The organism is Micromonospora sp., from assembly GCF_048594385.1.
In the GTDB taxonomy this organism is placed as follows: domain Bacteria; phylum Actinomycetota; class Actinomycetes; order Mycobacteriales; family Micromonosporaceae; genus Micromonospora; species Micromonospora wenchangensis.
Genome location: NZ_JBMDWU010000015.1, coordinates 1 through 26417 on the forward strand (window position 1 = coordinate 1; position 26417 = coordinate 26417).

The window sequence follows — 26417 nt, forward strand, 5'->3', positions numbered from 1 at the left end:
CCGGCGCCTCCCCACGGATCCACGCGGGTGCGGGCCGCCCCGGCCCCGCTCCCGGGCGGTCCCGACCCCGCCCCGGCGCACCTGCGCGGGGGCGGCGTTCGCGCATGCGCTGCCGTCGACGCCCTGCTGGCGTAACGTCCGGACCATGCCGAGGTCACTTTTCTGGAGCCGGACCGACACCGCCGGGGCCGAGCACGCCGTCCTCGACGACGGGGCCGGATTCGCCGCGCACGGCACCCAACTGGCCGTCGACCCGATCCCCTACACCTGCCGCTACCGGTTGGAGACCGGCCCGGACGGGGCCACCACCTCGCTCGCCGTGGAGGTGGAGGGGGCCGGCTGGTCGCGGAGCGTACGGCTGGAACGCGGCGCGGACGGATGGCGGGTGCGCACCGGCGAGCAGGGTGACCTCGACGCGGTGCTGCGGGCGGCCGGACAGCCACCGGCCGGGTTGCCCGGCATCGAGGACACCGACCGGCTGCACGCGGCGCTCGACGTCGACCTGGGCGGCTCGGCCCTGTTCAACAGCCTGCCGATCCGTCGGCTGGGGTTGGCGGGGGCCGCGTCCAGCACCGAGCACCGGATCACCGTGGCGTGGGTGCTGGTGCCCAGCCTGGAGGTGGTGGCCGGCGAGCAGGTCTACACCGCGCTCGGGCCGGGGCGGGTGGGGTTCACCAGCGACACCTTCCGCACCGAGCTGGAGGTGGACGGCGAGGGGCTGGTCCGGCACTATCCCGGGCTGGCCGACCGGGCCGACCTGGGCTGACCGGGGGGAACCGGGGCGGGCACGGCCGCGCCGGGTGTCGGCCCGGCCGGCTCCCCGGTGCCCGCCGGGTGTCAGCCGGGCCAGCTCCCGGTGCTGAGGAACCGGTCGATGGTGGCCAGGTGCGGGGCGAGGTCGAGGCCCTGCGCGGCCACCCAGTCGTCGTCGTAGTAGGTGTCGGCGTACCGGTCGCCGGCGTCGCAGATCAGCGTCACCACCGAGCCGGGCCGCCCCTGAGCGAGCAGTTCGGCGATCAGCCCGAACGCGCCCCACAGGTTGGTGCCGGTGGAGCCGCCGACCCGCCGGCCGAGCACCGCCGAGCCGGCCCGCATGGCGGCCAGCGAGGCGGCGTCGGGCACCTGGGTCATCCGGTCGACCACCGAGGGCAGGAAGGACGCCTCGACGGTGGGTCGGCCGATCCCCTCGATCCGGGAGCCCCGGCCGGTGCGTACCGACCAGTCGGCGGCCTGCCACGCCGGGTAGAACGCCGAGTTCTCCGGGTCGACCACGCAGAGCTTGGTGGGCAGCCGCTGGTAGCGGGCGTACCGGCCGATGGTGGCACTGGTGCCGCCGGTGCCGGCGCCGACCACGATCCAGGCGGGCACGGGGTGCCGTTCCAGGGAGAGCTGCGCGTAGATCGACTCGGCGATGTTGTTGTTGCCCCGCCAGTCGGTGGCCCGTTCGGCGTAGGTGAACTGGTCCATGAAGTGGCCACCGCTGTCCTCGGCGAGCCAGCGCGCCTCGACCACCACCTTGGCCGGGTCGTCGACCAGGTGGCAGCGCCCGCCGTGGAACTCGATCTGGGCGATCTTCTCGGGTGAGGTGGAGGCGGGCATCACGGCGACGAACGGCAGCCCGAGCATCCGGGCGAAGTACGCCTCGGAGACCGCCGTCGAGCCGGAGGACGCCTCGATCACCGTGGTCGCCGGCCCGATCCAGCCGTTGCAGAGCCCGTAGAGGAACAGCGAGCGGGCCAGCCGGTGCTTGAGCGAGCCGGTGGGGTGCACCGACTCGTCCTTGAGGTAGAGGTCGATCCCCCACTGCCGGGGCAGCGGGAACGGCAGCAGGTGGGTGTCGGCGGACCGGTTGGCGTCGGCCTCCACGGCGGCGATCGCCTCGGTCACCCACACCCGGCTGGCCTCGTCGCACCGGTCGAGATGAGTCACGTCGGCAACGGTACAAGCGAGGTCAGCTCGGGTCCGGGCCGGCCCGGCGTCGTTGCCGGCGCTGACCGGCCCGGCCCGCCGCCCGGATCACCGGGAGCAGCGCCAGCGCCAGCCGGGGGTAGGCGTCCAGCAGGCGTACCTGGGCACCCCGCCAGCGGGGCAGGCTGACCACCGGCCGGGGGCGGCGGGCGAGCCGGACGACCCGGGCCGCGACCCGTTCCGGGCGCAGCAGGGTGCCGGTGAACGAGGCCACCGCGCCGTCGTCGTCCAGCCGGTCGTGCAGCATCGGCGTCCAGATGCCGTCCGGGCAGAGGCAGGAGACGTGCACGTCACGCAGCCCGGCCGTCCGCAGGTCGGCGAGGGTGCCGATGCTGAACGCGAGCAGCGCGTGCTTGCTGGCCGCGTAGACGGTTTCACCCGGGGCGGCGACCAGCCCGGCCAGGGAGACCACGTTGAGCACGTGCCCGTGCCGCTGGGCGCGCATCACGTCGAGGGCGGCGAGGGTGCCGTTCATCGCGCCGAGCGCGTTGACCTCGACCACCTGCCGTCGGGTGGCCGGGTCCTGCGTCCAGGACGCTCCGGTGACCAGGATGCCGGCGTTGTTCACCCACAGCCCGAGCCCGCCCCGACCGGCCGCCTCGGCGGCCACGGCGGCGCAGGCGGCCGGGTCGCGGACGTCCAGCGCCCGGGACCATCCGCCGAGCGGCGCGGCGGCGAGCGCGACCGCGTCGGGATCCAGGTCGGTCAGGAGTACGGTCCAGCCGTCGGCGTGCAACGCGGCGGCGACGGCCCGGCCGAGCCCACCCGCCGCCCCGGTCACCACGGCGGTGGTGGGCGTCATCGGCGCAAGGTATCGCCGTCGCCCCGCCCACACCAGCCCCGGTCGGCCGGTCAGGGGGCCGGCGGCTCGATCGGCTGGGGCCGGTTCTCCCACTTGGTCGACAGCGCGATGCCGGTGCGGGTGGAGGCCACCCCGGGGGTACGGCTCAGCCGCACGATCAGCTGTTCCAGCTCGGCGATGGTGCCGACCCGAGCCTTGAGCAGGAAGGATTCGACGCCGGCCATGAAGTAGCAGGACTCGATCTCGGGCATCTGCCGGAACGTCTCCAGCACGTCGTCGGTGTCCCCGCCGGAGTCCTCGACGATGCCGATGAGCGCGGTCACGCCGAGGCCGATCGCCTCCGGCTCGACCTCGGCCCGGTAGGCCCGGATGACGCCGCTGGACTCCAGCTTGCCGACCCGTTCGTGCACGGCCGGCGCGGAGAGGCCGACCTGCCGGGCCAGCTCGGCGTACGACAGGCGGGCGTTACCGCGCAGTAGTTCGACGAGGCTCCGGTCGATCGCGTCCACGGAGGGTGAGCCTATCCGTTGGGGCGTAACGTCCGGCGACCGGCATCCGTTGGATCTGACAGCAGGTGACAGTTCGCAGACCGACGGTCAAGGGAGTCCCGCGCCGGTACCATTTACTAACTTCCCACTCCGTGCGTTTTTCGCGTTTGGCGGACAGGCCAGTTCGCTGGTGCTGTAATTGCCATACGTCCCTCATGACGGCTCTGGGCTCGCACCGGCCGGGGGCAGTGTGTTCAGCCGAGGGCTTCGTCGACGCGAGGAGGGGGCTGTGGACACTGGAGATCGCCTGCTGACACCGGGTGAGGTCGCCGCACTGTTTCGGGTGGACCCGAAGACTGTGACGCGGTGGGCGGCGGCCGGCCGGATAGGCAGCATCCGGACTCCAGGCGGGCATCGCCGGTTTCGGGAATCCGAGGTGCGGGCCCTGCTGGAAGGGGAGGGCATGTTGGACGAGGCGGAAGACATGGGCAAGCCACGTAACGTGGGCCCGGCCGCCTCGACCGGGCCGGGTCCGGCCAATGCCGGGATGTACTGAATGGTGCGAGACGGACGCGCGGGCCGGCCGAAAGGTCCGGCCCGCCGCCGACTGAACGGGCGGCGGACCCGCCGGTACCGATCGTTGCGGCCCGGCTGACCGTTGTGGCCCGGCTGACCGTTGTGGCCCGGCTGACCGTTGTGGCCCGGTTGATCGTTGCGGCCCGGCCGGGCACCCGCCCCGATTGGCGACGGCGGTCGGGCACACACGTCCGGATCGACGGCGGTGGCCGTGGTGGTCAGCGCTCGGCGGCCAACTCGCCCGACCAGCGGCGGAACAGGGTGTGCGGCACGCCCAGGGCGTCCAGCACCTTGCCGGCGACGAAGTCGACAAGTTGCTGCGCGGTGGCGGACGCGCCCGCGCCGTAGAAGCCGGGGCTGGCCGGCAGCACCACCGCGCCGGCGTCGTGCAGCGCGATCAGGTGTTCCAGGTGGCTGCGGGTCACCGGGGTCTCCCGGGGCACCAGCACCACCGGGCGTCGTTCCTTGAGGTTGACCTCGGCGGCGCGTTGCAGCAGGTCCTTCGACAGGCCGATGGCGATGCCGGCGCAGGCCGCCGTGCTGGCCGGCACGACCGCCATGCCGCGTACCCGGTAGGAGCCGCTGCTCGGGCCGGCGGCGATGTCGCCGGCCGGCCAGTGCCGCACGTCGTCGCCGGTGAGGTCCCGGCCCAGCCAACCGGCGAGGTCCTCGGCCCAGTGGCCGTCCCGGAACGGCCGGCCGGTCTCGTCGAGGACGGTCAGCCGGGCGGCCCGGGACACGATCAGGTCCACCGGATGCCCGGCGTCGAGCAGCCCCCGGACGACGGCCGCCGCGTAGGGGGTGCCGGACGCCCCGGAAACCCCCACCACCCATGGTTCGCGCATACGCCCAGCCTGCCTGGTGTACGCCGACCGCCGACGCCCGCCCCCACAATCGGCCCCGTCGGCACGGTGCGGGACCGGCCGGTCGACCCACCGTCGCCGTACCGGCGCCTCCGGGCCTCCCGCAGCAGGCCCGGACGGCACGTCGACGCTGGACCTGCGATGCTGCGCACGGATGATCCACACGGTACGGGGGAGACATCGGTAATGGTCGACGAGATCCTCTGGTCGTTACGGTCGGCGTGCCCGATCCCACCCCGGCTCTCCCCGTACGCCGACGGGGTGCAGGAGTGGTTGCTGGAGCTGCTGCCCCGGCTGGGTCTGCCGTTGGGTGCCGAGGCGCTGCACCGGCTCGACCGGGCCGGCTTCGCCAGGTACGCGAGCCGCCTCTACCCGGACGCCAGCGAGCCGGACCTGCGTACCGTGTCGGCCCTGTTCACCTGGTTCTTCCTGGTCGACGACGCCTGCGACGGGCCGGACCGGCTGCCGTCGGAGCAGATCCGGGCGCTGCGTCGCGGGACGCTGACCCTGCTGCACGACGGCCCCCGACGGCGGCACCCGGGATTCGGGGGTCCGCTGCGCCGGCTGCTGGTCGAGGCGTGGCGGATGCCCCGCCGCCGGATGCCGGCCCGCTGGCGGCTGCGGTTCGTCGACGCGGTCGGTGACCACCTGGACGGCAACTGGCGGGAGGCGGTGGCGAAGGAGAGCGGCCGGACACCCGGCGTGGCCGAGTACGTGGCGTTGCGCCGGGCCACCTCGGCGGCGTACGTGTCGTATCCGCTGATCGAGTTCGTCGGGGGCAGGGCGCTGCCGGACGCGGTCTACCACCATCCGCTGCTGCGCCGGATCGGTGAACTCGGCAACGACCTGCTCTCCTGGTACAACGACCTCGCCTCGATGGAACGGGACCGGACCACCTCGGGCGGGCACAACCTGGTGTTGGCGCTCGCCGACGAGCGGGACGTGCCGGTGGAGCGGGCCGCCGAGCTGGTCGCCGACCGCTGGCGGGACACGATGACCCGGTTCCAGATGCAGTGTGCAGCCGTCCCGTCGTTCGGCCCGGCGCTTGACGACTCCGTTGCCGCCCACCTCGACGGCATCGCGAACGCCGTCCGGGGCACCATCGACTGGACCCTGGAAAGCGCCCGCTACCCCGTCCACCCCCACCCCTGACGCCCGGCGGGGCGCAGGGCAGTGCGGGAACCGAGATGAGCGAGGAGCGGAGTCAGGCGCCGAGGTCGAGGCGGATCACCAGGTCGAGCAGGGCGAAGACGAACAGGGCGATGCCGACGAAACCGTTGGCGGTGAAGAAGGCCCGGTTGACCCGGCTCAGGTCGGTCGGGGTGACCACCACGTGCTGGTAGCCGAAGGCGACCGCGGTGAGCGCCAGCCCGATCCACCACGGCCAGCCGAAGCCGACCAGCGCACCGAACCAGATGAACAGCGCGAACGTCACCACGTGCGCCACGGTGGAGGCGTGCAGGGCGAACCGCCGGCCGTAGCGGGCGGGGACGCTGCGTACCCCGATCCGGCGGTCGACCTCGTCGTCCTGGCAGGCGTAGATCAGGTCGAAGCCGCCGATCCACAGGCCGACGGCCGCGCCGAGCAGCCAGGCCGGCCCGGAGCCGGCGAAGGTGCCGGTGACGGCGAGCCAGGCGCCGACGGGGCCGACGGCCTGGGCGATCGCCAGGATGGCGTGCGGCCAGTCGGTGAACCGCTTGCCGTAGGGGTAGACGACCAGCGGAATGACGGCGAGCGGGGCGAGCACCAGGCAGAGCGGGTTGAGCAGGGCGGCGGCGGCGAGGAAGACCACCAGGGCGACGGCCGCGCCGGTCCAGGCCGTCCGCACGCTCACCGCCCCGGTGACCAGTTCCCGCCCGGCGGTACGCGGGTTACGCGCGTCGATCCGCCGGTCGAGGATGCGGTTGGCGGCCATGGCGAACGTCCGTGCCCCGACCATCGCCACGGTGATCAGCAGCAGGTCTCCCCAGCGCACCCGGCCGCCGTTGACCTGCATCGCGGTCAGCGCCGACAGGTACGCGAACGGCAGCGCGAAGACGGAGTGCTCGATCGCGACGAGCTTGAGGAAGGACTTGACCCGGCCGGGGCGGGCGGCCGGGGCGACGGCGGTGGCCATCAGATGCCGTACTCCTTCCAGCGCTTGTCGACCAGGGAGGTGACCTCCGGCGACATGGTCATCTCCTCCGGCCAGCCCCGGGTGTAGCCCTCGGCGGGCAGCTTGCGGGTGGCGTCGACGCCGACCTTGCCGCCCCAGAACTGCTGGTAGGAGGCGTGGTCGAGGTGGTCCACGGGGCCTTCGGTGAGCAGCAGGTCGCGGGCGTAGTCGACGTTGCCGAAGGCGCGGAAGGCGACCTCGTTGTAGTCGTGCACGTCGCAGTCGGCGTCGACGATCACGATCAGCTTGGTCAGCGACATCAGGTGCGCGCCCCAGATGGCGTTCATGACCTTCTGCGCGTGCTTGGGGTAGCGCTTGTTGATGGACACGATGGCGCAGTTGTGGAACACCCCGGCGGCCGGCAGGTCGTAGTCGACGATGTCCGGGATCAGCAGCTTGAGCAGCGGCTGGAAGATCCGCTCGGTGGCCTTGCCGAGGCCGTGGTCCTCCTGCGGCGGCTTGGACGTGACGATCGAGTGGTAGACCGGGTTGCGCTGCATGGTCATCGTCTCGACGTGCAGCACCGGGAACGGCTCGACCGGGGTGTAGAAACCGGTGTGGTCGCCGAACGGTCCCTCGGGCAGCCGCTCGCCGGGCTCCAGGTAGCCCTCCAGCACGATCTGCGCGTGCGCGGGCACCTGCAACGGCACGGTCAGGCAGTCGACCATCTCGACCCTTTCGCCGCGCAGGAACCCGGCGAACAGGTATTCGTCGATGTCACCGGGGAGCGGCGCGGAGGCGGCGTAGCTGACCACCGGGTCGCAGCCGATGGCGATGGCGACCGGCAGCCGCTGCCCGAGCCGCTCGGCGACCGCGTGGTGGGCGGTGGAGTCCTTGTGGATCTGCCAGTGCATGCCGAGCGTGTTGCGGGAGTGCTGCTGGAGGCGGTAGAGACCGAGGTTGCGCTTGCCGGTCTCGGGGTGCTTGGTGTGGGTCAGCCCGTAGTTGTGGAAGATCCCGCCGTCGTCGGGCCAGACCTGGAGGCCGGGCAGCCGGTCGAGGTCGACGTCGTCGCCGGAGTAGACCACCTCCTGGCAGGGGGCGGTCTTAACCTTGCGCGGCGGCACCGACTTGAGCTGCATGACCTTGCCCAGCCCCTCGCGGATGCCGGACCAGCCGACCGGCAGCTCCGGCTTGATCAACGCGCCGATCCGGTCGCCGATCTCGTCGAGCGATCCGACGCCGAGCGCCATCGCCATCCGCTTCTCGGTGCCGAACAGGTTGATCGCCACCGGCATCTCGCCCCGGGTGGGCCGCTCGAACAGCAGCGCCGGCCCGCCGGCCCGGACCGTCCGGGTGACCACCTCGCTGATCTCCAGCGTGGGGTCCACCGGGACGGTCACCCGCCGCAGCTCGCCCGCGCGCTCCAGCGCCGCGAGGAAGTCCTTGAGATCGGTGTACGGGAAGCCACGAGCCGCCATACGGCCAGTCTCCCGCACCCCGGCCGGCAGCGCCCACGCCGGGTACGTCCCAGCGGTGTGCGCCTCCCCACCCGGACCGGTACGTCTGCCCGCGCCGGCGGGTGCGTCTCTCCGGCCGGCGGCTGGTCGTTGCACGGGTGACGGCCGGTCGGGCCGCGACGTCGGGACGGGGGCAGGATGGGCGACGAACGGGTTCCGGCGGGGTTCACCGAGCAGCGGGCGCAGGTCGGCGACGTGTCGATCAACTATGTCCGGGGCGGTCGGGGGCCGACCCTGGTGCTGCTGCACGGCTATCCGCAGTGCTGGCGGATGTGGCGGGGGCTGCTGCCGGAGCTGGCCGCGACGTACCAGGTGGTCGCCCCCGACCTGCGCGGTTTCGGCGGCAGTGACGCCCCACCCGACGGGTACGACAAGAAGACCGTCGCCGCCGACCTGCACGGGCTGTTGACCGGGCTGGGCCTGGCCGACGACATCCGGCTGGTCGGCCACGACGTGGGCACCATGGTCGCGTACGCCTATGCCGCCGCGCACCCCGACACGGTGTCCCGGCTGGTGCTGACCGAGGCACCGATCCCGGACGAGAGCATCTACACGTTTCCCGCGTTGACCGAGGCCGGGCCGGCGGTGTGGAACTTCGGCTTCTTCAGCCTCACCAACGGTCTGCCGGAGGAACTGGTCACCGGCCGGGAGGCACGCTGGGTGGACCGCTTCACCGACTCGATCATGGTGCACAAGGGCAGCATCGGCCCGGACGACATCGAGGAGTACGCCCGGCACCTGAGCGACCCGGCCCACCTGCGGGCCAGCTTCGACTATTTCCGGGCCTTCGCGCAGGACGTCAAGGACAACACCGCGTACCGGAAGAGCCCGTTGCCGATGCCGGTGCTGGCCGTCGGCGCGGCGGCCAGCCTCGGCGGCCAGGTCGCCGACCAGGTACGCCGCTACGCCCGCACGGTCGACGGCCAGGTAATCAACGACAGCGGGCACTGGCTGTTCGAGGAGCGCCCCGCCGAGCTGACCGCCCTCCTACTCCCCTTCCTGCACGGCTGACCCGGAGCCGGCGAGATCAGGTCGATCCGGTGCGGGTGGACGCATCCTTGGTCAGGGCGTCGCGGACGACCTCGGAGCAACGGCTCGCGGCCCGCTCGGCGAGGCGGTCAAGGTGCTTCACCAGGTCCACCGGCAACCGGGCTCACCCATTCGGGGATCCCGACGGGTTCGGGGGTCAGCGGGTGCGGGCGAGCGTCAGGAAGGATCGCCAGGCTGCCGGGGTGAAGCTCAGCACGCCACCGTCGCGGTCCTTGCTGTCGCGGACGGCGACCAGCCCGGGAAGGTTGTCGGCCACCTCGACGCAGTTACCGCCGTTGGTGCTGCTGCAGGTGCTGGTGCGCCACCGCGCGCCGGTCAGCTCCATGACTTCGCCACCTCCGTCAACAGATCGATCGACTGCTGGAGCGGCAGCGCCTCCCCCTGGATCGACTCCCAGGCCGACCGGACCGCCAGCACGTCCTCGGTGTGGTCGATCACCTGACCCTTGAGCTGATCGTCCAGATAGACGACGTCCTCCCCGGTTGGCAGCGTAGCCAGCACGAAGGCCCCGGCGACACCCGGATATGCGCCGACCGAGGCGGGCACCACGTGCAGCCGCACCCGGGGATGTTCGGTGGCAATTTTCACCAGCCGCAACAGTTGCTCACGCATCACCACCGGTCCGCCGACCGGGCGGCGTAACACGTGTTCGTCGAGCACCGCGACGAGCTGCGGCGGTCGTTCGCCGGTCAGCACCGCCTGCCGGGCCAACCGCGCCTCGGCCCGCTGTTCCACCTCCTGCTCGTCGAAGAGGCCGACGCTGCGGAACAGCGCGCGGGCATAGGCCGCTGTCTGGAGCAGCCCCGGCACCACCATGTGCTCGAACGACCGGAGCACGGTGGCCTGCCGCTCGTTGGCCTCCCACTCCCGCATCCACTGCGGCGACCCGAGGCGGGCCAGCATCCGGGCGAACGCGCCGCCGGTGTCGAGTGCCGCATCGACCCGCTCCCAGAAGTCGGGCGGCGGCTTGCGCGCCCCGGTCTCGACCATCGCCACCGTGGACGGCGAGTAGTTGACCGCCTTGGCCAGGTCCTCCTGGGTCATCTTCCGGGCGGCCCGCATGTGCCGCAGTTCCTCGATCAGCACCCGTAAACGCTCGTCCATCCGCACGTCTCCTCACCACCGCGACCCGCGTTCCTCACCGGCCTCACCGTCGACCCGCTCAGGTACACACGGCGACCGGATGCCTTCCGAGCGTAGTGCCGTCCTCACCAGACTGTGCCCAGCGGAACCGCCCGGATCCGACAGGACGGGCGGAACCGCGGAGGGGTCGTCCGGTAAGTCGGCGACGGACGGCCCCTCCCTCCAGCGCAGTCGCCCCCCACATCGGCGACGGACGATCCCCACCCGAGCGCCCGGACCTCGGCGACGCCCCGCCCCGGGCCCACGGGCGAGAAGAGGAAGACACGATGACCAGCCCTGTGCAGCGCTCCCGGCTCCACGTCCCACTCCGACCACTGTGGCTCTGTCGGGCCTGCGGCGGTCCGTGGCCCTGCGCCACCGCCCGCCTGACCCTTGCGACCGACTACCGGAACAGCCGGGTCGCCCTGTCGATCTACCTGGCCGGGATGCTGTACACCGCCGTCGAGGACCTGTACCGGCTCCACCCCGACGACACCCCGAAACCCGCAGCGCTGTACGAACGCTTCCTCGGCTGGACCGCCCGCACCTATCGGTGAACTTTAGTTTCTGGTCGACCAGCGGCACGAACCAGAGAACTCAGTCAGACCAACATCTGGCATTCCCGTCCATTCGGGTGTGTCACTGGTCCCCCGTGGCACGAGCCTGCGACCAATGCCCGGAGACCATCTTGTGCGCCTCAATCGCAGACGCCACCGTGAGACCGATCTCCGCTGCCAGGACTTCGTACCGGACGTTCCACGATGGCGGCGGTTCGGGGAGATCATCCGGCACGGTGTGGGTACCTCGGATGGAGAAGACGTGGTGCACCCGCCTGACCAGCGCTTCATCAGCCGGCACGCCGTCCTCCACCAGCAAGACGAGGTCGACCAGATCTCTGACCCGGGTGGACAGCCCGGTCTCGTAGAGCCGCGTCAGGGCATGCAGCTTCTCGGCGTACTGCTGCCGCAGGTCAGCTACCCAGATCGCCCGGGTGGGGATGGCGGCGAATGCCAGGTCGTCAGGCAGTTCGCGCAGCTCGACGCCGCCAAGCTCCTCGGGTCGCGCCACCACGTCCAGCTTGAGCTTGGCGAAGAGCTGGCCGGCGAGGCGACTCTCGACCGCGAAGCGCCAGGCCGGACGGCCGTACGCGTCGTCGCGTAGCCGGACCGGCGCGGTGGCCGAGTAGCTGAACCCGTCACCGTCAGGGTCGGTGAGCAGGGCCTCGGTGAGCACCTCGTGGAGTTCCGTTCCGTCGCCCGGATCTGCTACCAGGCCCGGCCGCATCACCAGGTCGACATCACGGGTCGATCGTGCGAGCCCGGGCCGCCTCAGCTCGACCGCCATACCACCCTTGAGCACCCAGGCATCGGTGTGCTGATGGACGAGTCGCACCAGGAGCCGGGTGAAGGCGAGGCGGCGACGGAGCCAGTTGGGGTCCCTACCGAGCAGTCGCGCACGTTCGAGGATGCGGTTGTCGAGGGCAGCGCGGAGCGCGGAAGGCGTCGAGTATTTCCTGTTCATCGACCTGCCGCCGCCAGGGCCGTCTGCGCACCCAGCTCCGCCGTGGGGCCCAGTTCCGTGGCGGCGGCACGTAGCCGCCTTGGGGTGATGAGGCCCCGGCTGAGCGCCTCGGCGACAGCACCGTCGAGCCACTGTTGCTCGATCCTTGCCTGTGCGCACTCGGCAAGTGCGCGACTCGGGGTCGTCACCCGGAACCCTTCTCGATCCTCGATGTCTGCTTCGGGGGGGAGTGGTCGGTGCAGGACGATCTCCGGTGCCAAGCGTCGGAACCGCGCGGGAACCGACAGATGCACCCTGGCCGGGTCGAGATCACCAAGGTCGTGCACGGAGAGCGCGCTGGCATGACTCACCACGCCCACCGCTCCGCTCCACAGCACCCAACGGACGAGATGGTCCGCCGGATGCGCCGGCCAATCCACCAGCCGGAAGACTCCTCGGTCAACCCGCACCCAGTTGCCGTGATCAACGTGGTATTTCTGCGCCTGATGCGAGTATCCGGCTTCCGCAGCCTGCGCGGCGGTGACGTAGCCGTGTTGGCGAGCAGCGAGCTGGAACAGCGCGCGCCGGTTCGTCCGCTGGCCGGATGGTGACACCCGACAAGGGTAACAAACTAAAGAAAAACTTTAGTTTCTGGTCAGTCACCAACACAGAACTAAAGTTTTCTTTTAGTTTCCGCACCGAGAGGTGCATCCTTCTCGTCGGCGGTCGGCCGGTCAGGCCACCGGCTGCCAGGCGCACGCGGCGAGGGGCGGGTCGAGCGGGGCGCGGGTCAGCCGGTTGGCGAGGGTCGAGATGGTGTACGTCCCGACCCCGAGCACCACGTCCAGGGCGTGCCGGGGCCGGTAGCCGGCGTCGAGGAAGGCGGTCAGCTCGTCGTCCGGCACGTCACCGGCGTGGTCGAGGACGGCGAGGGTGAACCGGCGCAGCGCCGCCAGCCGGGGTTCGGGCAGGTCGGTGCCGTCGCGCAGCGCGGTGACCAGTTCAGCGGCGGCACCGAGTCGGGTCAGGGTCGCGGTGTGCATCGCCACGCAGAGGTGGCACCGGTTGCGGGTGGCGACGGTCAGCACCACCACCTCCCGCTCGACCGGCGCGAGGTCGGCGGCCTCGAAGGTCGCGGAGGCCGTCAGGAACCCCTTGAGCAGCTCGGGGGATTCGGCCATCAGCCCGACCGCGCCGGGCAGGTGGCCGAGCTTGCGCTGTACGCCGGCCATGGTCGGCCGGGCGGCGTCGGGCGCGGTGTCGAGGGTGTGGGCGGTGAAGGTCGGTCGGGACATGGCGGTACCCCTCACGTAAGATAGTCAACGTGGTTGTCGAAACAGTAAACCAGGTTGTCGAACATGTCGACGGGTGACCCTCAGCGCCCCGGCTTCGTGCTGCCGCTGCTGCTGCTCGCCGGCTTCCGCAGCCTCGTCGACGACCTGCACGCCGAGTTGGCCCGGCAGGGGCACCCCGAGCTGCGGCCGGCGCACGGCTTCGTGCTCCAGGCCGTCGGCGTTGCCGGCACCACGGCGTCCGATCTGGGCCACCGCCTCGGCATTTCGAAGCAGGCCGCCGGGAAGACCGTCGACCGGCTGGTCGCCCTCGGTTACCTGGAACGCGCCGACGACCCGGCCGACGCCCGCCGCAAGCTGGTCCGGATGACGGAGAAGGGTGTCGACGGGCTACGCCGGTCGGCGGTGCTCTTCGACGCGCTGCGGGAGCGCTGGGTGGCGCGACTCGGCGCGGAGCGGGTGGCCGCCCTGGAGGACGACCTGCGCGCGGTCACCCCACCGGATTCCTTCCGCCTCGACGTCCCCGGCTGGTTCGGCACCTGACCACTCCAGAGCCAAGCGCGGAAGCACCGGCAGGAGCGGGCCGGTTGGGGTCAGGCGGTTCGCGGTGTCGCCGTGCTGGCCCGTGTCACCAGCCGGTTTGGCACCAGGCTGGTACCGGGCTCGACGGGCTGGTTGCGGATCTGTCGCAGCGCGGTCTCGACACATCTGCGGCCCACTTCGGCGAAGTCCTGATGGATCGTGGTCAGCGGTGGGATGAACGAGGCGCTGTCCGGGATGTCGTCGAAGCCGATCACGCTGATGTCGCGGGGAACGATCCGTTGCTTCTCGTGCAACGCCCGCAGCACGCCGAGGGCCATCTGGTCGTTGCCGGCGAAGACCGCGGTACACGACGCCTCGTCCGCCAGCAGGAGGCCGGCGCGGTAGCCGGATTCGGCCGACCAGTCGCCGCGGTACATCGACGGTACGGGCCGACCCGCCCCTTCGAGCACGCGGCGCCACGCCGTCGCCCGACGCCCGGCGGCGAAGGACTCCGGTGGCCCGGCGACGTGCCAGACGGTGTGGTGGCCGAGGTCGAGCAGGTGTTGGACGGCCTGCCGCGCACCGTCGGCCTGATCGGTGTCCACCACGCTGTAACGGTCGCCGGCATCGGAGTCGACGACCACGACATGCACCCCTGGCGGGAGGACGAACATCGCGGCGTCGAGCAGATGCACCTCCATCACCACGATGACGGCGTCCACCGCCAACTCGCCCAGTCGGGTGAACGCGCCCAGCACGCCGTGCTGGGTGGGTGTCGCCACGGGCATGAGCGTGATCACGTAACCAGCACGGCTGGCGTGGGTGGCGATCGCCTCGAGCAGCCGGCTGTTTCCCGTGGTCGACAGCGTGAAGATGATGACGCCGATGGTGCGGAACTCGCCGTTCTTCAGCGCCCGGGCCGCGCTGTTGGGCCGGTAGCCCAACTGCTTCATCGCCGCGAGAACCTGTTGGCGGGTGGACGCGACAACCCCGGGATGTCCGGTGGAGACGCGGGATACCGTCTGCGCGGAGACCCCGGCTGCTCGGGCCACGTCCGCCATCGACACGCGCCGGTGGCGCCGGGTGATGCCTGACGATCCGGCGAGGGCCCGCGGCACACCGTCCGGCGATGCTGGGATCATCGCTACGGTGCTCCTTTCGCAGCCCGGCGGGCTGTTGAACGACACGATAGAGCAGCTGTCGGTTCTTGACGCCATCCGAGAAAGACGGTGGAGGGATCCGGAACGAGGCGTCCCGGATCCCTCCACCGTCAGGTTGGTGTCAGCCGCGGGTCCACCGCTGGTTGGCGCCTCCGTTGCAGGTCCACATGTTCACCGCTGATCCGTTCGCGGTCGCGTTGTTGGCGACGTCCAGGCACAGCCCGGACTGGGCTCCCACCACGGTGTTGTTGGTGAGGGTCCACTGCTGGCTGGCACCGCTGCCACAGTCCCAGAGGATCACCGTGGCACCCGGCGTCGTGCTCTGACCGGAGACGTCCAGGCACTTGCCGAGCGACTGCAACTGGCGGGTGGAGGCGTTGTACGTCCACTGCTGGTTGGCCCCGGTGTGGCAGTCCCAGAGCGCCGGCCTCGTCCCGTTCGCGGAGTTGCTGTTCGGCACGTCGAGGCAACGACCCGACTGGGCGCCGATCAGTCTCGCCGTCGTCGTCCCGGTGGACGGGACCGGTGTCGTCGGCACGACGCCGCCCAGGTCGATGGTGCTGTACGTGACGGAGTTGACGGTGCTGCCGTTGTAGCCGCCGCTGAGCACCACCAGGCTGTGGCCGTCGGCCAGCGGAACCATGCCGCGGCTGTACCCGCCCGCGACCTTGGAATCGACACGGGTCCAGGCGTTCGCGGCACCGCCCTGGGTGTTGACGAACACGTCGGTTGTGCTTTGCGCACTGACGACGAGGGTGCCGTTGGAGCCGCCGGTGGGAAGCCAGGTGATGTACGGGTTCCAGAAAGCGGTCTGGCCGTCGGTCGACCTCAGGACCTGGCCGGTGACTGAGCCGAACGCCTCGGGGTTGGAGGAGATCTTGTAATAGACCGCGAGGTTTCCCGCCGGCGAGCCCCCGTACTCGTACGTCATCACGTAGTTGCCGTTCGGCAGCTTCGCAACTGTCGACATGCCGGGTCGGTCGCTTCGGGTTGAGGTCGCCACGTCGTCCACGACGGGGCCCCAGTTGACGCCGTCCGTGCTGACCTGGTGCACCAGCTTCTGGCTGTGGTTGCTGTCTCGCTCGTCGGAGTAGTAGACGATGAGTCTGTTGCCGTTGACCAGGAAGAAGGGTTCCCAGACCGGTCTGCCCGCGCCGTTGACGATGTTCTTGACGAAGGTCCAGGTCTGCCCTTGGTTCGTGCTGGCGTACATGTCGATCTTGAAGCCGGAGCGGTTACTGGGGACGGAGTCGCCGGCGGCCAGGATGGTCCCGGCGGGGAAATTGCCGATCGCGGTGGGCAGTTCGAACAGCTGTGGCTGCCAGCGCATGCCCCAGCCGTTCTGTGTGTCGGCGACTTCCGAGATCTTGGTCCAGGAGTTGCCGGTGTCGGTGCTGCGGTAGATCGGGAAGACGGGCTTGCCGTTGGTGTACTGCTCGAAGGTGGCGAGCATGGTGCCGTTGGACGACCCGCTGTGCTCCAGCCGTATCCCCCTGGGGTAGAGCGTGCCGGGGGCGGGGGTGCCGGACGGCGGGGTGTACATGGTCTGCGAGGAGCGGGTGATGGCCTCGCTCACCGTGGGGAGGAAGACGGTGCCGACCGCCGCGACCAGGGCGAGCAGCAGGAGCAGGACAAGGAGGGGGAAGGGACGGGAGAGCGGGGCGGCGCCGGATCTGACGCCTGTCTGCTTCGGGAACATGTGCGGCTCCAATAGCGGGGGAACGAGGTTCTCGTCCGGGTCCGCCGCGTCGGGAGTGACCAGGTGGCGGTACGGCGGAGTTCAGGGAACTGTCAGCCGGGCGAGTTGGCGTCCAGCGGCTGGTCGTTGTCCTCTCTCCTCGCAGACGGGTGGGCCAGGGGTCAGGGCGTCTCTCCGCTGGCCGCCACCGTCGACAATGTCACCCTTGTCGATGTTTACGCAAACATTGTTCGGCGAACGATGTCATCAGCCTCATGGGGCGTCAACGGTGTCGGCCAATTGGAAGGCAGCACGACCACCGACCACCGCTGGCGGTCGGTACCGCTGAACCGGCTTCGGCAGGGATGGACGTTCGGCAGGCCAAGGCGCATCGACACACCTGGCCCCCCGGTGGAGGATGGGACGCATGGACGACGCGTACACGGTGGGCGATCCGGACGGCCTCTCCCCGCTGCAACGGGAGATCCGCGACGCGGTGGCCCGGGAGCTGCACGCCCAGCTCGCCCTGCGGGCCGAGCACCTCGAACTGGCCGACGTGCCCGAGGTCGCCTACCAGGTGACCCTGGGTGTCGACCGGGTGCTCACCGGCCGGCTCACTCCACCCCGGCGTACGAGTGCAGGCCGGTGAAGAAGAAGTTCACCCCGAACAGGTTCATCAGCACGGTCAGGAAGCCCAGCACCGCGATCCAGGTCGCCACGTTGCGCCGGACGCTGGGCGTGGCGCGGGCGTGCAGGTAACCGGCGTAGACCACCCAGGAGATGAACGCCCAGGTCTCCTTCGGGTCCCAGCCCCACGCCCGACCCCAGGCCGCCTCGGCCCAGATCGCGCCCGCGATCACCGCGAACGTGAAGATCGGGAACGAGAAGGCGTGCAGCGCGAAGGTCAACCGCTCCAGGTCGGCCGCCCCGGGCAGCCGCCGGGCCAACGTGTACGGGAAGCTGCGCCGCCCCTGCTCGTAGCCGTTGCGCAGCAGGAACGACACCGCCGGCACCACGCCCAGCAGGAAGATGCCGGAGGAGAAGACGATCGTCGACACGTGGATGATGAACCAGTACGACTGGAGCGCCGGCATCAGCGGCACCACCGGGACATAGAGCTTCAGCTCGGCGAACGCCAGCAGCAGCACCATGACCAGGGTGAGGAACAGCCCGAGCCGGCGCAGCGACGGCCGCTTCCAGAGCACCACGAGCCAGGCGGCGGTCCCGATCCAGGTGACCGTCAGCACGAACTCGTACATGTTGCCCCAGGGCATCCGGTCGGCCGCGATGCCCCGGGTGACCAGCGCGCCGAGGTGCAGCGCGGCGGCGAGCACGGTCAGCGCGGCGGCGATCCGCCCGGCGAGCCGGGCCCGTCCCGCCGAACGGCTCGGCCGGGTCGACGGCGGCGTACCGGTGACGGTGTCGTCCGGCACCGGCCCGTCGACCTTGGTGACACCCGCGCCGCCGACACCCACGCCGACCAGCTCCCGGGCCGGGGCGACCCGGGCCGACACCGCGCGGACGTTGCCCAGGGCGTACTCGACGGCGTGGCTGATCATCGCGATCAGGTACACCAGGATCGCGAACGTCACCAACTGGTCGGAGACTGCGGACATCACTCGACTCCCTCTCGCGCCCGCCGGTCGGGCCGCCCGTCGTCGCGTACCGCAGCGACGAGAGACGCGAACTCCTCGGCGAACCCTGGATGCTCGGTGCGCGGCAGCCCACCGGCCGACACCAAACTACTACCGCCCGTCGGAGATCCACTGTCGGGGGGCGTCACCCGGAACCAGACCCGCCGACGGCGGCCGAACAGCGAACCCATCAGCCCGACCAGCAGCACCACGCAGGCGCCCAGCATCAGCTTCTCGCCCGGGTCGTGCCGGACGGACAGGGTGACGTACCGCTTGGTGCCCAGGAACTCCAGCTTGCTGCCGTCGTCCAGGGTCCACGTCTCGCCCGGGGCCAGCTTCCTGTCGCCCACCTGCTTGAGCTTGCCGCTGGTCACCTGGCGCTGGTCGAGCTGGTAGACCGAGCCGGGGATGCCGGCGTCCAACCCCAGGTTGCCCCGGTAGGCGGCCAGCACCACGGCCGGGTTGCGTTCCTCGGGGAACCGCGACGAGACGAACGGCGCGGTGTCCGGGGCGGTCGGCAGGTAGAGCCCCTCGAAGGCGACCTGCTGGTTCGCGTCCCGGCGGCCGGTCTTCGGGTCGACGTTGGCGTCCGGGAAGGCGGCCACCCCCTCGCTGGTGAGGTTGGCGTCGCCGCTGGTCAGGAACGGCACCGTGCTGGTCTGGCTGCGGCCGTACCGGTCGGTGTATTTCAGGATCGGGGCGTAGCCGTGGCCCAGCAGGTAGACGTTCGCCGAGCCGAGCCGCAGCGGCGAGTTGACCGAGAAGTCGGCGGTCCGCCGGTCCGAGCCGTCCGGGCGGTCCACGGTCACCGTCGCGCGGTAGCTCTCCGGCTGCCCGGACGCCAGGAACCGGGCGTCGAAGTTGTCCAGGGTCAGGCAGAACGGCGGCAGGTCGGCGCTGTCGACGCGCGGGCCCAGCTTCGCCTCGGCGTACTGCTGGCGGGTGTTGCAGAAGGCCTCGTCGGCGACCAGCAGGCGGTTGCCGTGCCAGCCGTACCACGAGCCGAGCGCGACGCCGATCAGCACGGCGACCAGCGAGGTGTGGAACAGCAGGTTGCCGGTCTCCTTGAGGTAGCCCTTCTCGGCGGAGACCTCGTTGCCGCGCACCTGTACCCGCCACCGGCGGCGGCGCAGCACCGCGGCGATGGCCTGCGGGTCGGCGGCTCCCGGCGACTCCAGCACGGTGTGCTGCGGCAGCCGGTCCATCCGCTTGGGCGCGGCCGGCGGCCGGGCCCGCAACGCCCGCACGTGGTCGCGCATCCGGGGCAGGATGCAGCCCACCAGCGAGGTGAACAGCAGCAGGTAGATGGCGGAGAACCAGACCGAGCCGAACACCTCGAACGCGCCGATCCGGTCGAGCTGCGGGGCCAGCTCGGGGTGCTCGACGAAGTACCTGTCGACGTTCTCCGGGTTGACCCCGCGCTGCGGCAGCACCGAGCCGGGGATCGCCGCGACCGCGAGCAGGAACAGCAGGATCAACGCGGTACGCATGCTGGTGAGCTGCCGCCACGAGTTGCGCAGCAGGGCCAGCAGCGGGTTCGGCCGGCGGCGGGGGGCCTCGGCGGGTGGGCTGGCCGGCCGGTCCTCGACGGTCGTCATCAGATGCTCACCTCGCCGGGGCCCACTGTCGTCTGCAACCAGATCACGAAGTTCTGCCAGCCGCCGGTGACCAGCGCCAGGCCGATCAGGATCAGCAGCACCCCGCCGATCCGGGTCACCCACCGGCTGTTGCGCCGGACCGCCCGGAACACCCCGAGCAGCCGGTGGAAGCCCAACCCGAAGACCACGAACGGCAACCCCAACCCCAGGCAGTACGCCACCGCCAGCACCACGGCCCGGTCGGTCTGCCCACCGGTGGCGGCCATCCCGAGCACCGCGCCGAGCGTCGGGCCGGTGCACGGCATCCAGCTCAGCGCGAACACCGCGCCGAGCACCGGCGCGCCGAGCAGCCCGGCGGCGGGCAGCCGCCGGATGCGCAGCTCCCGCTGCATGCCGGGGAGCACGCCCAGGTAGCTCAGGCCGAGCAGGACGATCAGCGCGCCGATGACGACCTGGAAGGTGCGCTCGTAGTCGAAGAAGATCCGGCCGAACCCGGCGAAGAGGATCGCGGTGGCGGTGAAGACGACGGTGAACCCGGCGATGAACAGCAGCGTCCCGGCCAGCACCCGCCCCTTGACCGCCGTCACCGGCCGGGCCGCCGTCCGGGTCGCCGTCGCCACCGGGCCGTCCGCCGGTGCCGACCCGCCGTCGTCCGGGTCGGGTCCGCCACCGGCCGGGGTGGTGGGCCGGGCGCGGCCCTCCAGGTCGGTGCCGGCCAGGCCGGTCACGTACGACAGGTAGCCGGGCATCAGCGGCAGCACGCACGGGGACAGGAAGCTGACCAGCCCGGCGAGCGCCGCCGCGCCGATGGCCAGCAGCAGCGGGCCGGACTGGGCGAGTTCGCGGAACGTCTCGCCCATCAGCGGGAACCGGTCGACGCCGGCTCTTCGGCGGCGATCCGCTCGACGATCGGCCGCAGCCCGTCGGTGGTGACGGCGGCCCGGATCACGGTGGCGATCCGGCCCTGCCGGTCGAGCACGACGGTGGCCGGGATCGTGTTCGGCGGGATGTCCAGGGCCAGCGCCAGCCGGCTGGCCGGGTCGAACAGGCTCGGGTAGGTGACCCGGCCCTCCTCGAAGGCGATCGCCTTGTCCCGGCTGTCCTGCACGTTGATGCCGAGGAAGGTCACCCCGGATGCCCTGGTGGCCTGGTAGGTGGCCTCCAGGTCGTCGGCCTCGGCGCGGCAGGGCGCGCACCAGGAACCCCAGAAGTTGACCACCACCACCTGACCCCGGGCCTGGGAGGTGTCGTACCGGCCGCCGGTGAGCAGGTCACCGGCGATCGTCGGGGCGGCGGAGCGTTGGTCGGGGGCGCACTCGACGATGCCGCCGTTGTTGGCGCAGCGGCTCTCCTCGGTGCCGGAGGAGCAGCCGACCAACGCCGCCCCGGCGGTGACGGCGGCGAGCAGGACGGCCAGCGGCCTCCGGGAACGCATCTCAGGCCCCCTTGGCCGTCCGGGCTGTCGCGGACATGGCGATCAGGTGGGCGGCCGGTTCGGAGTACCCGATCCCGACCACCTTCGCCCCGTCGAAGTGGAAGGAGGTGAGGCTGGCCAGTCCGCACTGCCGCCGGCGCGGGTCGTGCCAGAGCCGCTTGCGTTCGACGTAGCGGCGCAGCGTCCAGATGGGGAGCTGGTGGGAGACGATGACCGCCTCGCGCCCCTCGGCGGCCACCCGGGCGGCGTGCAGCCCGGCGAACATCCGCTCGGCGATGGCCCGGTACGCCTCGCCCCAGCTCGGGGTCACCGGGTCGCGCAGCACCCACCAGTTGCGCGGGTCGCGGAACGAGCCGTCGCCGGGCGAGACCTTCTTGCCCTCGAACCAGTTGGCGCTCTCGATCAGCCGCTCGTCCACCCCGACCGGGAGCCCGAACTGGCCGGCGATCGGCTCGGCGGTCTGCTGGGCGCGTTCCAGCGGGCTGGCCACCACGTGCACGATCTCCCGCTCGGCGACCGCCTGGGCGGCGGCCTTGGCCATCTGCACGCCCAGCTCCGACAGCCGGAAGCCGGGCAGCCGGCCGTAGAGGATCTGGTCCGGGTTGTGCACCTCGCCGTGCCGCAGCACGTGGACGACGGTCTTGCTCATTGGTGTTTACCCCCCGCTGCCTGCCGCTGCCGCTGCTGTCGCCGCGCCGGGCAGGGCGGCGGCGATGTGCTCCAGGGCGGCGTCGTCGAGCGCCGCCGACACGAACCACGACTCGAACGCGCTCGGCGGCAGGTAGACGCCGGCGGCGAGCATCGCGTGGAAGAACGCCTTGAACGCGGGCACCTGCTGGGTGCGGGCGCTGTCGTAGTCGACCACGTCGGCGTCGGTGAAGAAGATCGAGAACATGCTGCCCGCGTACGACAGGCGGTGCGGGACCCCGGCGGCGGCCAGCGCGTCGGCGGCGAGCTTACCCACGACGGCGGCCGTGTCGTCGAGCCGGCGGTAGAGGGCGTCGTCGGCGAGCCGCAGGGTGGCCAGGCCGGCGGCGCAGGCCAGCGGGTTACCGGAGAGGGTGCCGGCCTGGTAGACCGGGCCGGCCGGGGCGAGCCGGGACATGATCTCCGTGCGCCCGCCGAAGGCGGCGGCGGGCAGCCCGCCCCCCATCACCTTCCCGTACGTCCACAGGTCGGCGTCGGACGGGTCGAGGCCGTGCCAGCCGGCGCGGGAGACCCGGAACCCGGTCATCACCTCGTCGACGCTGAGCAGCGCGCCGTGGGCGTGGGCGATCGCGGCGAGCCGGGAGTTGAAGCCGTCGCGGGGGGCGACCACGCCCATGTTGCCGGCGGCGGCCTCGGTGATGACCGCCGCGATGTGCGGACCCTGCGCGGCGAACGCCGCCTCGACGGCGGTGAGGTCGTTGTAGGGCAGCACGATGGTGTCGCCGGCCGCCGCGCCGGTGACCCCGGGCGAGTCGGGCAGGCCGAGGGTGGCGACGCCGGAGCCGGCGGCGGCGAGCAGCCCGTCGGAGTGGCCGTGGTAGCAGCCGGCGAACTTGATGATCTTGGAGCGGCCGGTGAACCCCCGGGCCAGCCGGATCGCCGACATGGTCGCCTCGGTGCCCGAGTTGACCAGCCGGACCTGCTCGACCGGGGTGCGCTCGACGATCTCGGCGGCCAGCTCCACCTCACCCGGGGTGGGGGTGCCGAAGCTGGTGCCGAGGGTGGCGGCCTCGCGGACCGCCTCGACCACCTCGGGGTGGGCGTGGCCCAGGATCAACGGCCCCCACGAGCAGACCAGGTCGACGTAGCGTCGCCCGTCGGCGTCGTACAGCCAGGGACCCTCCCCCCGGACCATGAAGCGCGGGGTGCCGCCGACGGCACGGAACGCACGCACGGGGGAGTTGACCCCGCCCGGCACGATGGCCCGGGCGCGGTCGAACAGGGCCTCGGAGGCCGGCGCGTCGGCGGGGTAACGGCCGGTGCCGGCGGAAAAGGTATCGGTCACGATGCGGCCCATTGTGTCAGCGCCGGCCGGGGAATCCGCAGCCACCCCGGGGCCGGGTTACCCGGCTCACCTCACCCGACGCCGGTGGGCGGAGCTGCCGCCCGCGCGGTGATCGGCACGGCGGATCGTCTCACCGGGCCGGGCTGGCGGGATCGCGCTAGGCTGACGGCGTGGATCGTGCCGAGCTGTCCATCACGGTACACCGGACGGGCGACGAAGTGGTGCTGCGCCTGGCCGGTGAGATCGACATGCTCACCGCCGCCCAGCTGTCGACCGTCGTGAACGAGGTGCTCGCCGATCCTCCGCCGCGCATCGTGCTCGACCTGGCCGGGGTGACCTTCTGCGACTCGCAGGGGCTGGGCACGCTGGTGGTGCTCAGTCGCAAGGCCAGCCACTCCCAGTGCCTGTTGATCCTGAGCAACGTGGGCGACTTCCTGCTGCGCGTCCTCGACATCACCGGCCTCCGTTCCGCCCTGATGATCCGTAACGAGACCCCCTCCGGCTGACCGGTCAGCCGACCGGGGTGTCGCGGCGGCGGAAGGACACGAAGCCGGCCGCGCAGAGCACCCCGGCGAGCGCGGTCAGCGCCAGCAGCGGGGTGACACTCCAGCCCGCCCGCAACACCTGCGGGGTGTGCGTGAACGGCGACAGGTCGAGCAGCCACTGGCTCAGTTCCAGCACCGCGCCGAGCTGACCGAGCAGCACCGCCAGCGCGAGCACCGCCCAGGCCGCCGCGGTGAACCGGGGCAGCAGCCCGTGCAGCAGCACCGCCAGGCCGGCCAGCACCCAGGCCGCCGGCACCTGCGCCAGGGCGGCACCGAGCATCCGGGGCAGCTCACCTGGCACGTCACCCACACCCAGCCCGTAGGTCAGGCCGGCCGCCAGACCGGTCAGCGCCAGCGCCACCACCGGCCCCAGCAGGGCGAACACCAGGTGCGAGGCGAGCCAGGCCGACCGGTGCACCCCGGTGGCCAGCACCGGCTCGACCCGCCCGGCGGCCTCCTCCGACCGCATCCGCAACGCCGCCTGGACGCCGTAGCCGGCGGCAGCCAGCCCGGCCACCCCCAGCGACGCCCCCAGGTACGCCTCGGCCAGTCCCGACGCGCCACCCAGCCGGGCCATCACCTGCTCCAGCGCGGCGTTGCCGGCGACCGACCGGCCGGCGGACTCGGCAGCACCGCCGACGACCAGCCCGAGCAGGCCGAAGCCCACCGACCAGCCCAGCAGTTGCCCCCGGTGCAGCCGCCAGGCCAGCCCGAACGGCCCGGACAGCGCCCGCCCGGCCCGCGCCGGGCCCGGCCGCGACGGCAGCAGGCCGGCACCGAGATCCCGCCGCACCGACACCGGGTACGTCACCACGGCCAGCAGCACGGTCAGCGCGACCGGCAGCGCCAGCACCCACCAGCGCTCCCCCTCGTACGCGCGGATGCGCGGGGCCCAGCCCAGCGGGGAGAGCCAGCTCGGCCACCCCTGGTCGGAGGTGTCCCCGACCAGCCGCAGCGCGAACGTCACCCCGAGCACCCCGACGGCGGCCCCGCGTGCCCCGGCGGCGGTCTGGGTGAGCTGGGCGGCCAACCCGCCCACCGAGGCGAAGACCACCCCCACCAGCGCCACCGACAGCCCGTACGCCAGCGAGCCGGCCAGCGGCAACCCGGCGGCGGCCAGCCCGGCGGCGGTGAGCAGGCCGAGCACCAGACTGGCCGCGTACGTCACCAGCAGTGCGGCGGTGAGTCCGGCGTGCCGGCCGAGCACGGTCGCGCCGAGCAGTTCCCGCCGGCCGGCCTCCTCCTCGGTGCGGGTGTGCCGGATGACGGTGAGCAGGGCGGCCAGTCCGACGATCACCTGGAGGAAGCCGCCCCGCTGGGCGGTCAACGCGCCGATGCTGTCGCCGTAGACCGGGCCGAGCAGGGCCACCACCGACGGGCTGCGGGCGGTGCCGTCGGCGTACGCGGCCCGCTCGGCGGCGGTCGGGAACAGCGCGAGGAAGCTGCCCGCGTACGACACCGGGAGGGCGGCCAGCGGCAGCACCCAGAGCGGCAGGACGATCCGGTCCCGGCGCAGGATCAGCCGGGTCAGGTGACCGGTGCCGGTGAGGGTGCTCATCGCCCCACCCCCGTCGGCTGGTCGCCGGTCGGGGTGCCGGCGGCCGGCGTCTCGTAGTGACGTAGGAACAGCTCCTCCAGCGTCGGCGGCTGGCTGACCAGGCTGCGCACGCCGATCTCGGTGAGCCGGCGCAGCGCGGTGTCCAGCGCGACGGTGTCGACGGCGAACCGGACCCGCCCGCCGTCGACCCGCAGGTCGTGCACGCCGGGCAGGTCGGCCAGGCCGTCGACCGGGCCGGCCAGTTCGGCGTCGATCGCGGTGCGGTGCAGGTGGCGCAGCTCCGTCAGGGTGCCGGTCTCGACGTCACGACCGTTGCGGATGATCGTCACCCGGTCGCAGAGCGCCTCCACCTCGGCGAGGATGTGGCTGGACAGCAGCACCGTACGGCCGTCGCGCCGGGCCCGGTCGATCCAGTGCTGGAACACCTCCTCCATCAGCGGGTCCAGCCCGGAGGTGGGCTCGTCGAGGATGAGCAGTTCGACGTCGGAGGCGAGCGCGGCGACCAGGCCGACCTTCTGCCGGTTGCCCTTGGAGTAGGTGCGCCCCTTCTTGCGGGGGTCCAGCTCGAACGACTCCAGCAGCTCGGCGCGGCGCTTCGGGTCGAGCCCACCGCGCATCCGCCCGAGCAGGTCGATCACCTCGCCGCCGGAGAGCTGCGGCCAGAGGGTGACGTCACCCGGCACGTACGCCAGGCGGCGGTGCAGCGTGACGGCGTCGCGCCACGGGTCACCACCGAGCAGTCGGACGGCCCCCGCGTCGGCCCGCAGCAGTCCGAGCAGTACCCGGAGGGCTGTCGACTTGCCGGCGCCGTTCGGGCCGAGGAAGCCGTGCACCTCGCCGGCCCGCACGGTCAGGTCGAGCCCGTCGAGGGCCCGGGTGCGGCCGAAGGTCTTCACCAGGCCGGTCACCGCTATCGGAGTTTCCACAATTCGGAAGCTACACTCGTTTCACAAAGTTGTGAAGACTCTGTTCGGTGCGGCACCATCGCCTGAACCGTCCCGAGCCCGAGGAGCAGCGT

29 protein-coding genes are annotated in these 26417 nt (G+C 71.8%); 8 read left to right on the forward strand and 21 right to left on the reverse strand.

Annotated elements, in window-relative coordinates; genetic code table 11:
• Positions 1–145 precede the first annotated feature (145 nt).
• The gene (locus tag ACOJTC_RS00635) at positions 146–766 is read left to right on the forward strand and encodes a putative glycolipid-binding domain-containing protein (protein WP_420115325.1); all 621 of its coding nucleotides are present in this window, start codon (positions 146–148) and stop codon (positions 764–766) included.
• Positions 767–837: 71 nt separating this feature from the next.
• Here the strand turns inward: ACOJTC_RS00635 and ACOJTC_RS00640 are convergent, their stop codons facing one another.
• The 3 genes from ACOJTC_RS00640 to ACOJTC_RS00650 are packed head-to-tail and all read right to left on the reverse strand — an operon-like array spanning position 838 to position 3279.
• Positions 838–1929 (reverse strand): PLP-dependent cysteine synthase family protein, encoded by a 1092-nt coding sequence (locus ACOJTC_RS00640; RefSeq protein WP_302739960.1) that lies wholly within the window; start codon positions 1927–1929, stop codon positions 838–840.
• Between the two features lie 22 nt (positions 1930–1951).
• Positions 1952–2770, reverse strand: coding sequence for an SDR family NAD(P)-dependent oxidoreductase (locus tag ACOJTC_RS00645; protein ID WP_420115326.1), 819 nt, complete (start codon positions 2768–2770; stop codon positions 1952–1954).
• A gap of 50 nt (positions 2771–2820) precedes the next feature.
• Positions 2821–3279, reverse strand: coding sequence for an Lrp/AsnC family transcriptional regulator (locus tag ACOJTC_RS00650; RefSeq protein WP_204925735.1), 459 nt, complete (start codon positions 3277–3279; stop codon positions 2821–2823).
• Positions 3280–3547: 268 nt separating this feature from the next.
• On the opposite strand from ACOJTC_RS00650, the gene ACOJTC_RS00655 reads away from it, so the two are divergent.
• On the forward strand, positions 3548–3814 hold the full coding sequence (locus tag ACOJTC_RS00655) for a BldC family transcriptional regulator (protein WP_334452084.1): 267 nt from the start codon (positions 3548–3550) through the stop codon (positions 3812–3814).
• A gap of 238 nt (positions 3815–4052) precedes the next feature.
• On the opposite strand, the gene ACOJTC_RS00660 is transcribed toward ACOJTC_RS00655, so the two are convergent.
• Entirely contained in the window at positions 4053–4679 is a 627-nt protein-coding gene (locus ACOJTC_RS00660) for a UbiX family flavin prenyltransferase (RefSeq protein WP_204925733.1), read from the reverse strand.
• Positions 4680–4883: 204 nt separating this feature from the next.
• On the opposite strand from ACOJTC_RS00660, the gene ACOJTC_RS00665 reads away from it, so the two are divergent.
• Positions 4884–5849 (forward strand): terpene synthase family protein, encoded by a 966-nt coding sequence (locus ACOJTC_RS00665; protein WP_420115327.1) that lies wholly within the window; start codon positions 4884–4886, stop codon positions 5847–5849.
• A gap of 52 nt (positions 5850–5901) precedes the next feature.
• Here the strand turns inward: ACOJTC_RS00665 and mqnP are convergent, their stop codons facing one another.
• Both mqnP and ACOJTC_RS00675 read right to left on the reverse strand, forming a co-directional pair.
• On the reverse strand, positions 5902–6813 hold the full coding sequence (gene mqnP / locus ACOJTC_RS00670; RefSeq protein WP_204925731.1) for a menaquinone biosynthesis prenyltransferase MqnP: 912 nt from the start codon (positions 6811–6813) through the stop codon (positions 5902–5904).
• Positions 6813–8273, reverse strand: coding sequence for a menaquinone biosynthesis decarboxylase (locus tag ACOJTC_RS00675; protein ID WP_420115328.1), 1461 nt, complete (start codon positions 8271–8273; stop codon positions 6813–6815). Before ACOJTC_RS00675 ends, mqnP begins: the two co-directional genes overlap by 1 nt.
• A 177-nt stretch (positions 8274–8450) precedes the next feature.
• Between ACOJTC_RS00675 and ACOJTC_RS00680 the strand changes: the two genes are divergently transcribed.
• Positions 8451–9323 (forward strand): alpha/beta fold hydrolase, encoded by an 873-nt coding sequence (locus tag ACOJTC_RS00680; protein WP_420115329.1) that lies wholly within the window; start codon positions 8451–8453, stop codon positions 9321–9323.
• Between the two features lie 175 nt (positions 9324–9498).
• On the opposite strand, the gene ACOJTC_RS00685 is transcribed toward ACOJTC_RS00680, so the two are convergent.
• Together ACOJTC_RS00685 and ACOJTC_RS00690 are read right to left on the reverse strand one after the other, a co-directional pair.
• Positions 9499–9687 (reverse strand): DUF397 domain-containing protein, encoded by a 189-nt coding sequence (locus tag ACOJTC_RS00685; protein WP_420115330.1) that lies wholly within the window; start codon positions 9685–9687, stop codon positions 9499–9501.
• A complete protein-coding gene (locus ACOJTC_RS00690; RefSeq protein ID WP_420115331.1) occupies positions 9678–10466 on the reverse strand; it encodes a helix-turn-helix domain-containing protein in 789 nt (262 codons plus the stop codon). Before ACOJTC_RS00690 ends, ACOJTC_RS00685 begins: the two co-directional genes overlap by 10 nt.
• 305 nt (positions 10467–10771) lie before the next feature.
• Between ACOJTC_RS00690 and ACOJTC_RS00695 the strand changes: the two genes are divergently transcribed.
• On the forward strand, positions 10772–11041 hold the full coding sequence (locus ACOJTC_RS00695; protein ID WP_420115332.1) for a hypothetical protein: 270 nt from the start codon (positions 10772–10774) through the stop codon (positions 11039–11041).
• 82 nt (positions 11042–11123) lie between these two features.
• Here ACOJTC_RS00695 and ACOJTC_RS00700 read toward each other — a convergent pair whose 3' ends face one another.
• From ACOJTC_RS00700 to ACOJTC_RS00710, 3 genes are all read right to left on the reverse strand, one after another.
• Positions 11124–12005 carry a nucleotidyl transferase AbiEii/AbiGii toxin family protein gene (locus ACOJTC_RS00700; RefSeq protein ID WP_420115333.1) on the reverse strand — a complete coding sequence of 294 codons (882 nt, stop codon included), beginning with the start codon at positions 12003–12005 and terminating at the stop codon, positions 11124–11126.
• Positions 12002–12598 (reverse strand): type IV toxin-antitoxin system AbiEi family antitoxin domain-containing protein, encoded by a 597-nt coding sequence (locus ACOJTC_RS00705; protein ID WP_420115334.1) that lies wholly within the window; start codon positions 12596–12598, stop codon positions 12002–12004. The genes ACOJTC_RS00700 and ACOJTC_RS00705 overlap by 4 nt, the downstream gene beginning before the upstream one ends.
• Before the next feature lie 120 nt (positions 12599–12718).
• The gene (locus ACOJTC_RS00710; protein WP_420115335.1) at positions 12719–13279 is read right to left on the reverse strand and encodes a carboxymuconolactone decarboxylase family protein; all 561 of its coding nucleotides are present in this window, start codon (positions 13277–13279) and stop codon (positions 12719–12721) included.
• A gap of 63 nt (positions 13280–13342) precedes the next feature.
• On the opposite strand from ACOJTC_RS00710, the gene ACOJTC_RS00715 reads away from it, so the two are divergent.
• A complete protein-coding gene (locus tag ACOJTC_RS00715; RefSeq protein ID WP_420115336.1) occupies positions 13343–13819 on the forward strand; it encodes a MarR family winged helix-turn-helix transcriptional regulator in 477 nt (158 codons plus the stop codon).
• 50 nt (positions 13820–13869) lie between these two features.
• Here the strand turns inward: ACOJTC_RS00715 and ACOJTC_RS00720 are convergent, their stop codons facing one another.
• Entirely contained in the window at positions 13870–14985 is a 1116-nt protein-coding gene (locus tag ACOJTC_RS00720) for a LacI family DNA-binding transcriptional regulator (RefSeq protein ID WP_420115337.1), read from the reverse strand.
• A gap of 94 nt (positions 14986–15079) precedes the next feature.
• Positions 15080–16657 carry a ricin-type beta-trefoil lectin domain protein gene (locus ACOJTC_RS00725; protein WP_420115338.1) on the reverse strand — a complete coding sequence of 526 codons (1578 nt, stop codon included), beginning with the start codon at positions 16655–16657 and terminating at the stop codon, positions 15080–15082.
• Positions 16658–17063: 406 nt separating this feature from the next.
• Between ACOJTC_RS00725 and ACOJTC_RS00730 the strand changes: the two genes are divergently transcribed.
• Entirely contained in the window at positions 17064–17285 is a 222-nt protein-coding gene (locus tag ACOJTC_RS00730) for a hypothetical protein (protein ID WP_204925723.1), read from the forward strand.
• On the opposite strand, the gene ccsB is transcribed toward ACOJTC_RS00730, so the two are convergent.
• From ccsB to hemL, 6 genes are read right to left on the reverse strand one after another with little or no spacing between them, the layout of a single operon-like run.
• Entirely contained in the window at positions 17251–18252 is a 1002-nt protein-coding gene (gene ccsB, locus ACOJTC_RS00735) for a c-type cytochrome biogenesis protein CcsB (protein WP_420115339.1), read from the reverse strand. The two genes, ACOJTC_RS00730 and ccsB, sit on opposite strands and share 35 nt — an antisense overlap.
• Positions 18252–19868, reverse strand: a complete 1617-nt coding sequence (resB, locus tag ACOJTC_RS00740) for a cytochrome c biogenesis protein ResB (RefSeq protein ID WP_420115340.1) — start codon at positions 19866–19868, stop codon at positions 18252–18254. Before resB ends, ccsB begins: the two co-directional genes overlap by 1 nt.
• The gene (locus ACOJTC_RS00745; RefSeq protein WP_357925356.1) at positions 19868–20728 is read right to left on the reverse strand and encodes a cytochrome c biogenesis CcdA family protein; all 861 of its coding nucleotides are present in this window, start codon (positions 20726–20728) and stop codon (positions 19868–19870) included. Before ACOJTC_RS00745 ends, resB begins: the two co-directional genes overlap by 1 nt.
• Positions 20728–21303: a TlpA family protein disulfide reductase gene (locus ACOJTC_RS00750; protein ID WP_357925353.1), complete on the reverse strand. Its 576-nt coding sequence runs from the start codon at positions 21301–21303 to the stop codon at positions 20728–20730. The genes ACOJTC_RS00745 and ACOJTC_RS00750 overlap by 1 nt, the downstream gene beginning before the upstream one ends.
• Before the next feature lies 1 nt (position 21304).
• Positions 21305–21952 (reverse strand): histidine phosphatase family protein, encoded by a 648-nt coding sequence (locus ACOJTC_RS00755; protein WP_088642050.1) that lies wholly within the window; start codon positions 21950–21952, stop codon positions 21305–21307.
• 6 nt (positions 21953–21958) lie between these two features.
• The gene (gene hemL / locus ACOJTC_RS00760; RefSeq protein WP_420115341.1) at positions 21959–23296 is read right to left on the reverse strand and encodes a glutamate-1-semialdehyde 2,1-aminomutase; all 1338 of its coding nucleotides are present in this window, start codon (positions 23294–23296) and stop codon (positions 21959–21961) included.
• Positions 23297–23466: 170 nt separating this feature from the next.
• Here hemL and ACOJTC_RS00765 point away from each other — a divergent pair, with 170 nt between their 5' ends.
• A complete protein-coding gene (locus tag ACOJTC_RS00765; RefSeq protein ID WP_145917415.1) occupies positions 23467–23802 on the forward strand; it encodes an STAS domain-containing protein in 336 nt (111 codons plus the stop codon).
• A gap of 4 nt (positions 23803–23806) precedes the next feature.
• Here ACOJTC_RS00765 and ACOJTC_RS00770 read toward each other — a convergent pair whose 3' ends face one another.
• Together ACOJTC_RS00770 and ACOJTC_RS00775 are read right to left on the reverse strand one after the other, a co-directional pair.
• Positions 23807–25399 (reverse strand): ABC transporter permease, encoded by a 1593-nt coding sequence (locus ACOJTC_RS00770; RefSeq protein WP_420115342.1) that lies wholly within the window; start codon positions 25397–25399, stop codon positions 23807–23809.
• Positions 25396–26325 carry an ATP-binding cassette domain-containing protein gene (locus ACOJTC_RS00775; protein WP_420115343.1) on the reverse strand — a complete coding sequence of 310 codons (930 nt, stop codon included), beginning with the start codon at positions 26323–26325 and terminating at the stop codon, positions 25396–25398. The genes ACOJTC_RS00770 and ACOJTC_RS00775 overlap by 4 nt, the downstream gene beginning before the upstream one ends.
• Between the last annotated feature and the right edge of the window lie 92 nt (positions 26326–26417).

Excerpts from the sequence above, each read along its gene's own strand:
- ACOJTC_RS00745 (WP_357925356.1), bottom strand. The coding sequence starts at position 20,728 with ATGGGCGAGACGTTCCGCGAACTCGCCCAGTCCGGCCCGCTGCTGCTG.
- ACOJTC_RS00680 (WP_420115329.1), top strand. The coding sequence starts at position 8,451 with ATGGGCGACGAACGGGTTCCGGCGGGGTTCACCGAGCAGCGGGCGCAG.
- ACOJTC_RS00660 (WP_204925733.1), bottom strand. The coding sequence starts at position 4,679 with ATGCGCGAACCATGGGTGGTGGGGGTTTCCGGGGCGTCCGGCACCCCC.
- resB (WP_420115340.1), bottom strand. The coding sequence starts at position 19,868 with ATGACGACCGTCGAGGACCGGCCGGCCAGCCCACCCGCCGAGGCCCCC.
- ACOJTC_RS00755 (WP_088642050.1), bottom strand. The coding sequence starts at position 21,952 with ATGAGCAAGACCGTCGTCCACGTGCTGCGGCACGGCGAGGTGCACAAC.
- ACOJTC_RS00710 (WP_420115335.1), bottom strand. The coding sequence starts at position 13,279 with ATGTCCCGACCGACCTTCACCGCCCACACCCTCGACACCGCGCCCGAC.
- ACOJTC_RS00690 (WP_420115331.1), bottom strand. The coding sequence starts at position 10,466 with ATGGACGAGCGTTTACGGGTGCTGATCGAGGAACTGCGGCACATGCGG.
- ACOJTC_RS00725 (WP_420115338.1), bottom strand. The coding sequence starts at position 16,657 with ATGTTCCCGAAGCAGACAGGCGTCAGATCCGGCGCCGCCCCGCTCTCC.
- ACOJTC_RS00635 (WP_420115325.1), top strand. The coding sequence starts at position 146 with ATGCCGAGGTCACTTTTCTGGAGCCGGACCGACACCGCCGGGGCCGAG.
- mqnP (WP_204925731.1), bottom strand. The coding sequence starts at position 6,813 with ATGGCCACCGCCGTCGCCCCGGCCGCCCGCCCCGGCCGGGTCAAGTCC.
- ACOJTC_RS00695 (WP_420115332.1), top strand. The coding sequence starts at position 10,772 with ATGACCAGCCCTGTGCAGCGCTCCCGGCTCCACGTCCCACTCCGACCA.
- ACOJTC_RS00665 (WP_420115327.1), top strand. The coding sequence starts at position 4,884 with ATGGTCGACGAGATCCTCTGGTCGTTACGGTCGGCGTGCCCGATCCCA.
- ACOJTC_RS00685 (WP_420115330.1), bottom strand. The coding sequence starts at position 9,687 with ATGGAGCTGACCGGCGCGCGGTGGCGCACCAGCACCTGCAGCAGCACC.
- ccsB (WP_420115339.1), bottom strand. The coding sequence starts at position 18,252 with ATGTCCGCAGTCTCCGACCAGTTGGTGACGTTCGCGATCCTGGTGTAC.
- ACOJTC_RS00715 (WP_420115336.1), top strand. The coding sequence starts at position 13,343 with ATGTCGACGGGTGACCCTCAGCGCCCCGGCTTCGTGCTGCCGCTGCTG.
- ACOJTC_RS00700 (WP_420115333.1), bottom strand. The coding sequence starts at position 12,005 with ATGAACAGGAAATACTCGACGCCTTCCGCGCTCCGCGCTGCCCTCGAC.
- ACOJTC_RS00675 (WP_420115328.1), bottom strand. The coding sequence starts at position 8,273 with ATGGCGGCTCGTGGCTTCCCGTACACCGATCTCAAGGACTTCCTCGCG.
- ACOJTC_RS00645 (WP_420115326.1), bottom strand. The coding sequence starts at position 2,770 with ATGACGCCCACCACCGCCGTGGTGACCGGGGCGGCGGGTGGGCTCGGC.
- ACOJTC_RS00770 (WP_420115342.1), bottom strand. The coding sequence starts at position 25,399 with ATGAGCACCCTCACCGGCACCGGTCACCTGACCCGGCTGATCCTGCGC.
- ACOJTC_RS00730 (WP_204925723.1), top strand. The coding sequence starts at position 17,064 with ATGGACGACGCGTACACGGTGGGCGATCCGGACGGCCTCTCCCCGCTG.
- ACOJTC_RS00750 (WP_357925353.1), bottom strand. The coding sequence starts at position 21,303 with ATGCGTTCCCGGAGGCCGCTGGCCGTCCTGCTCGCCGCCGTCACCGCC.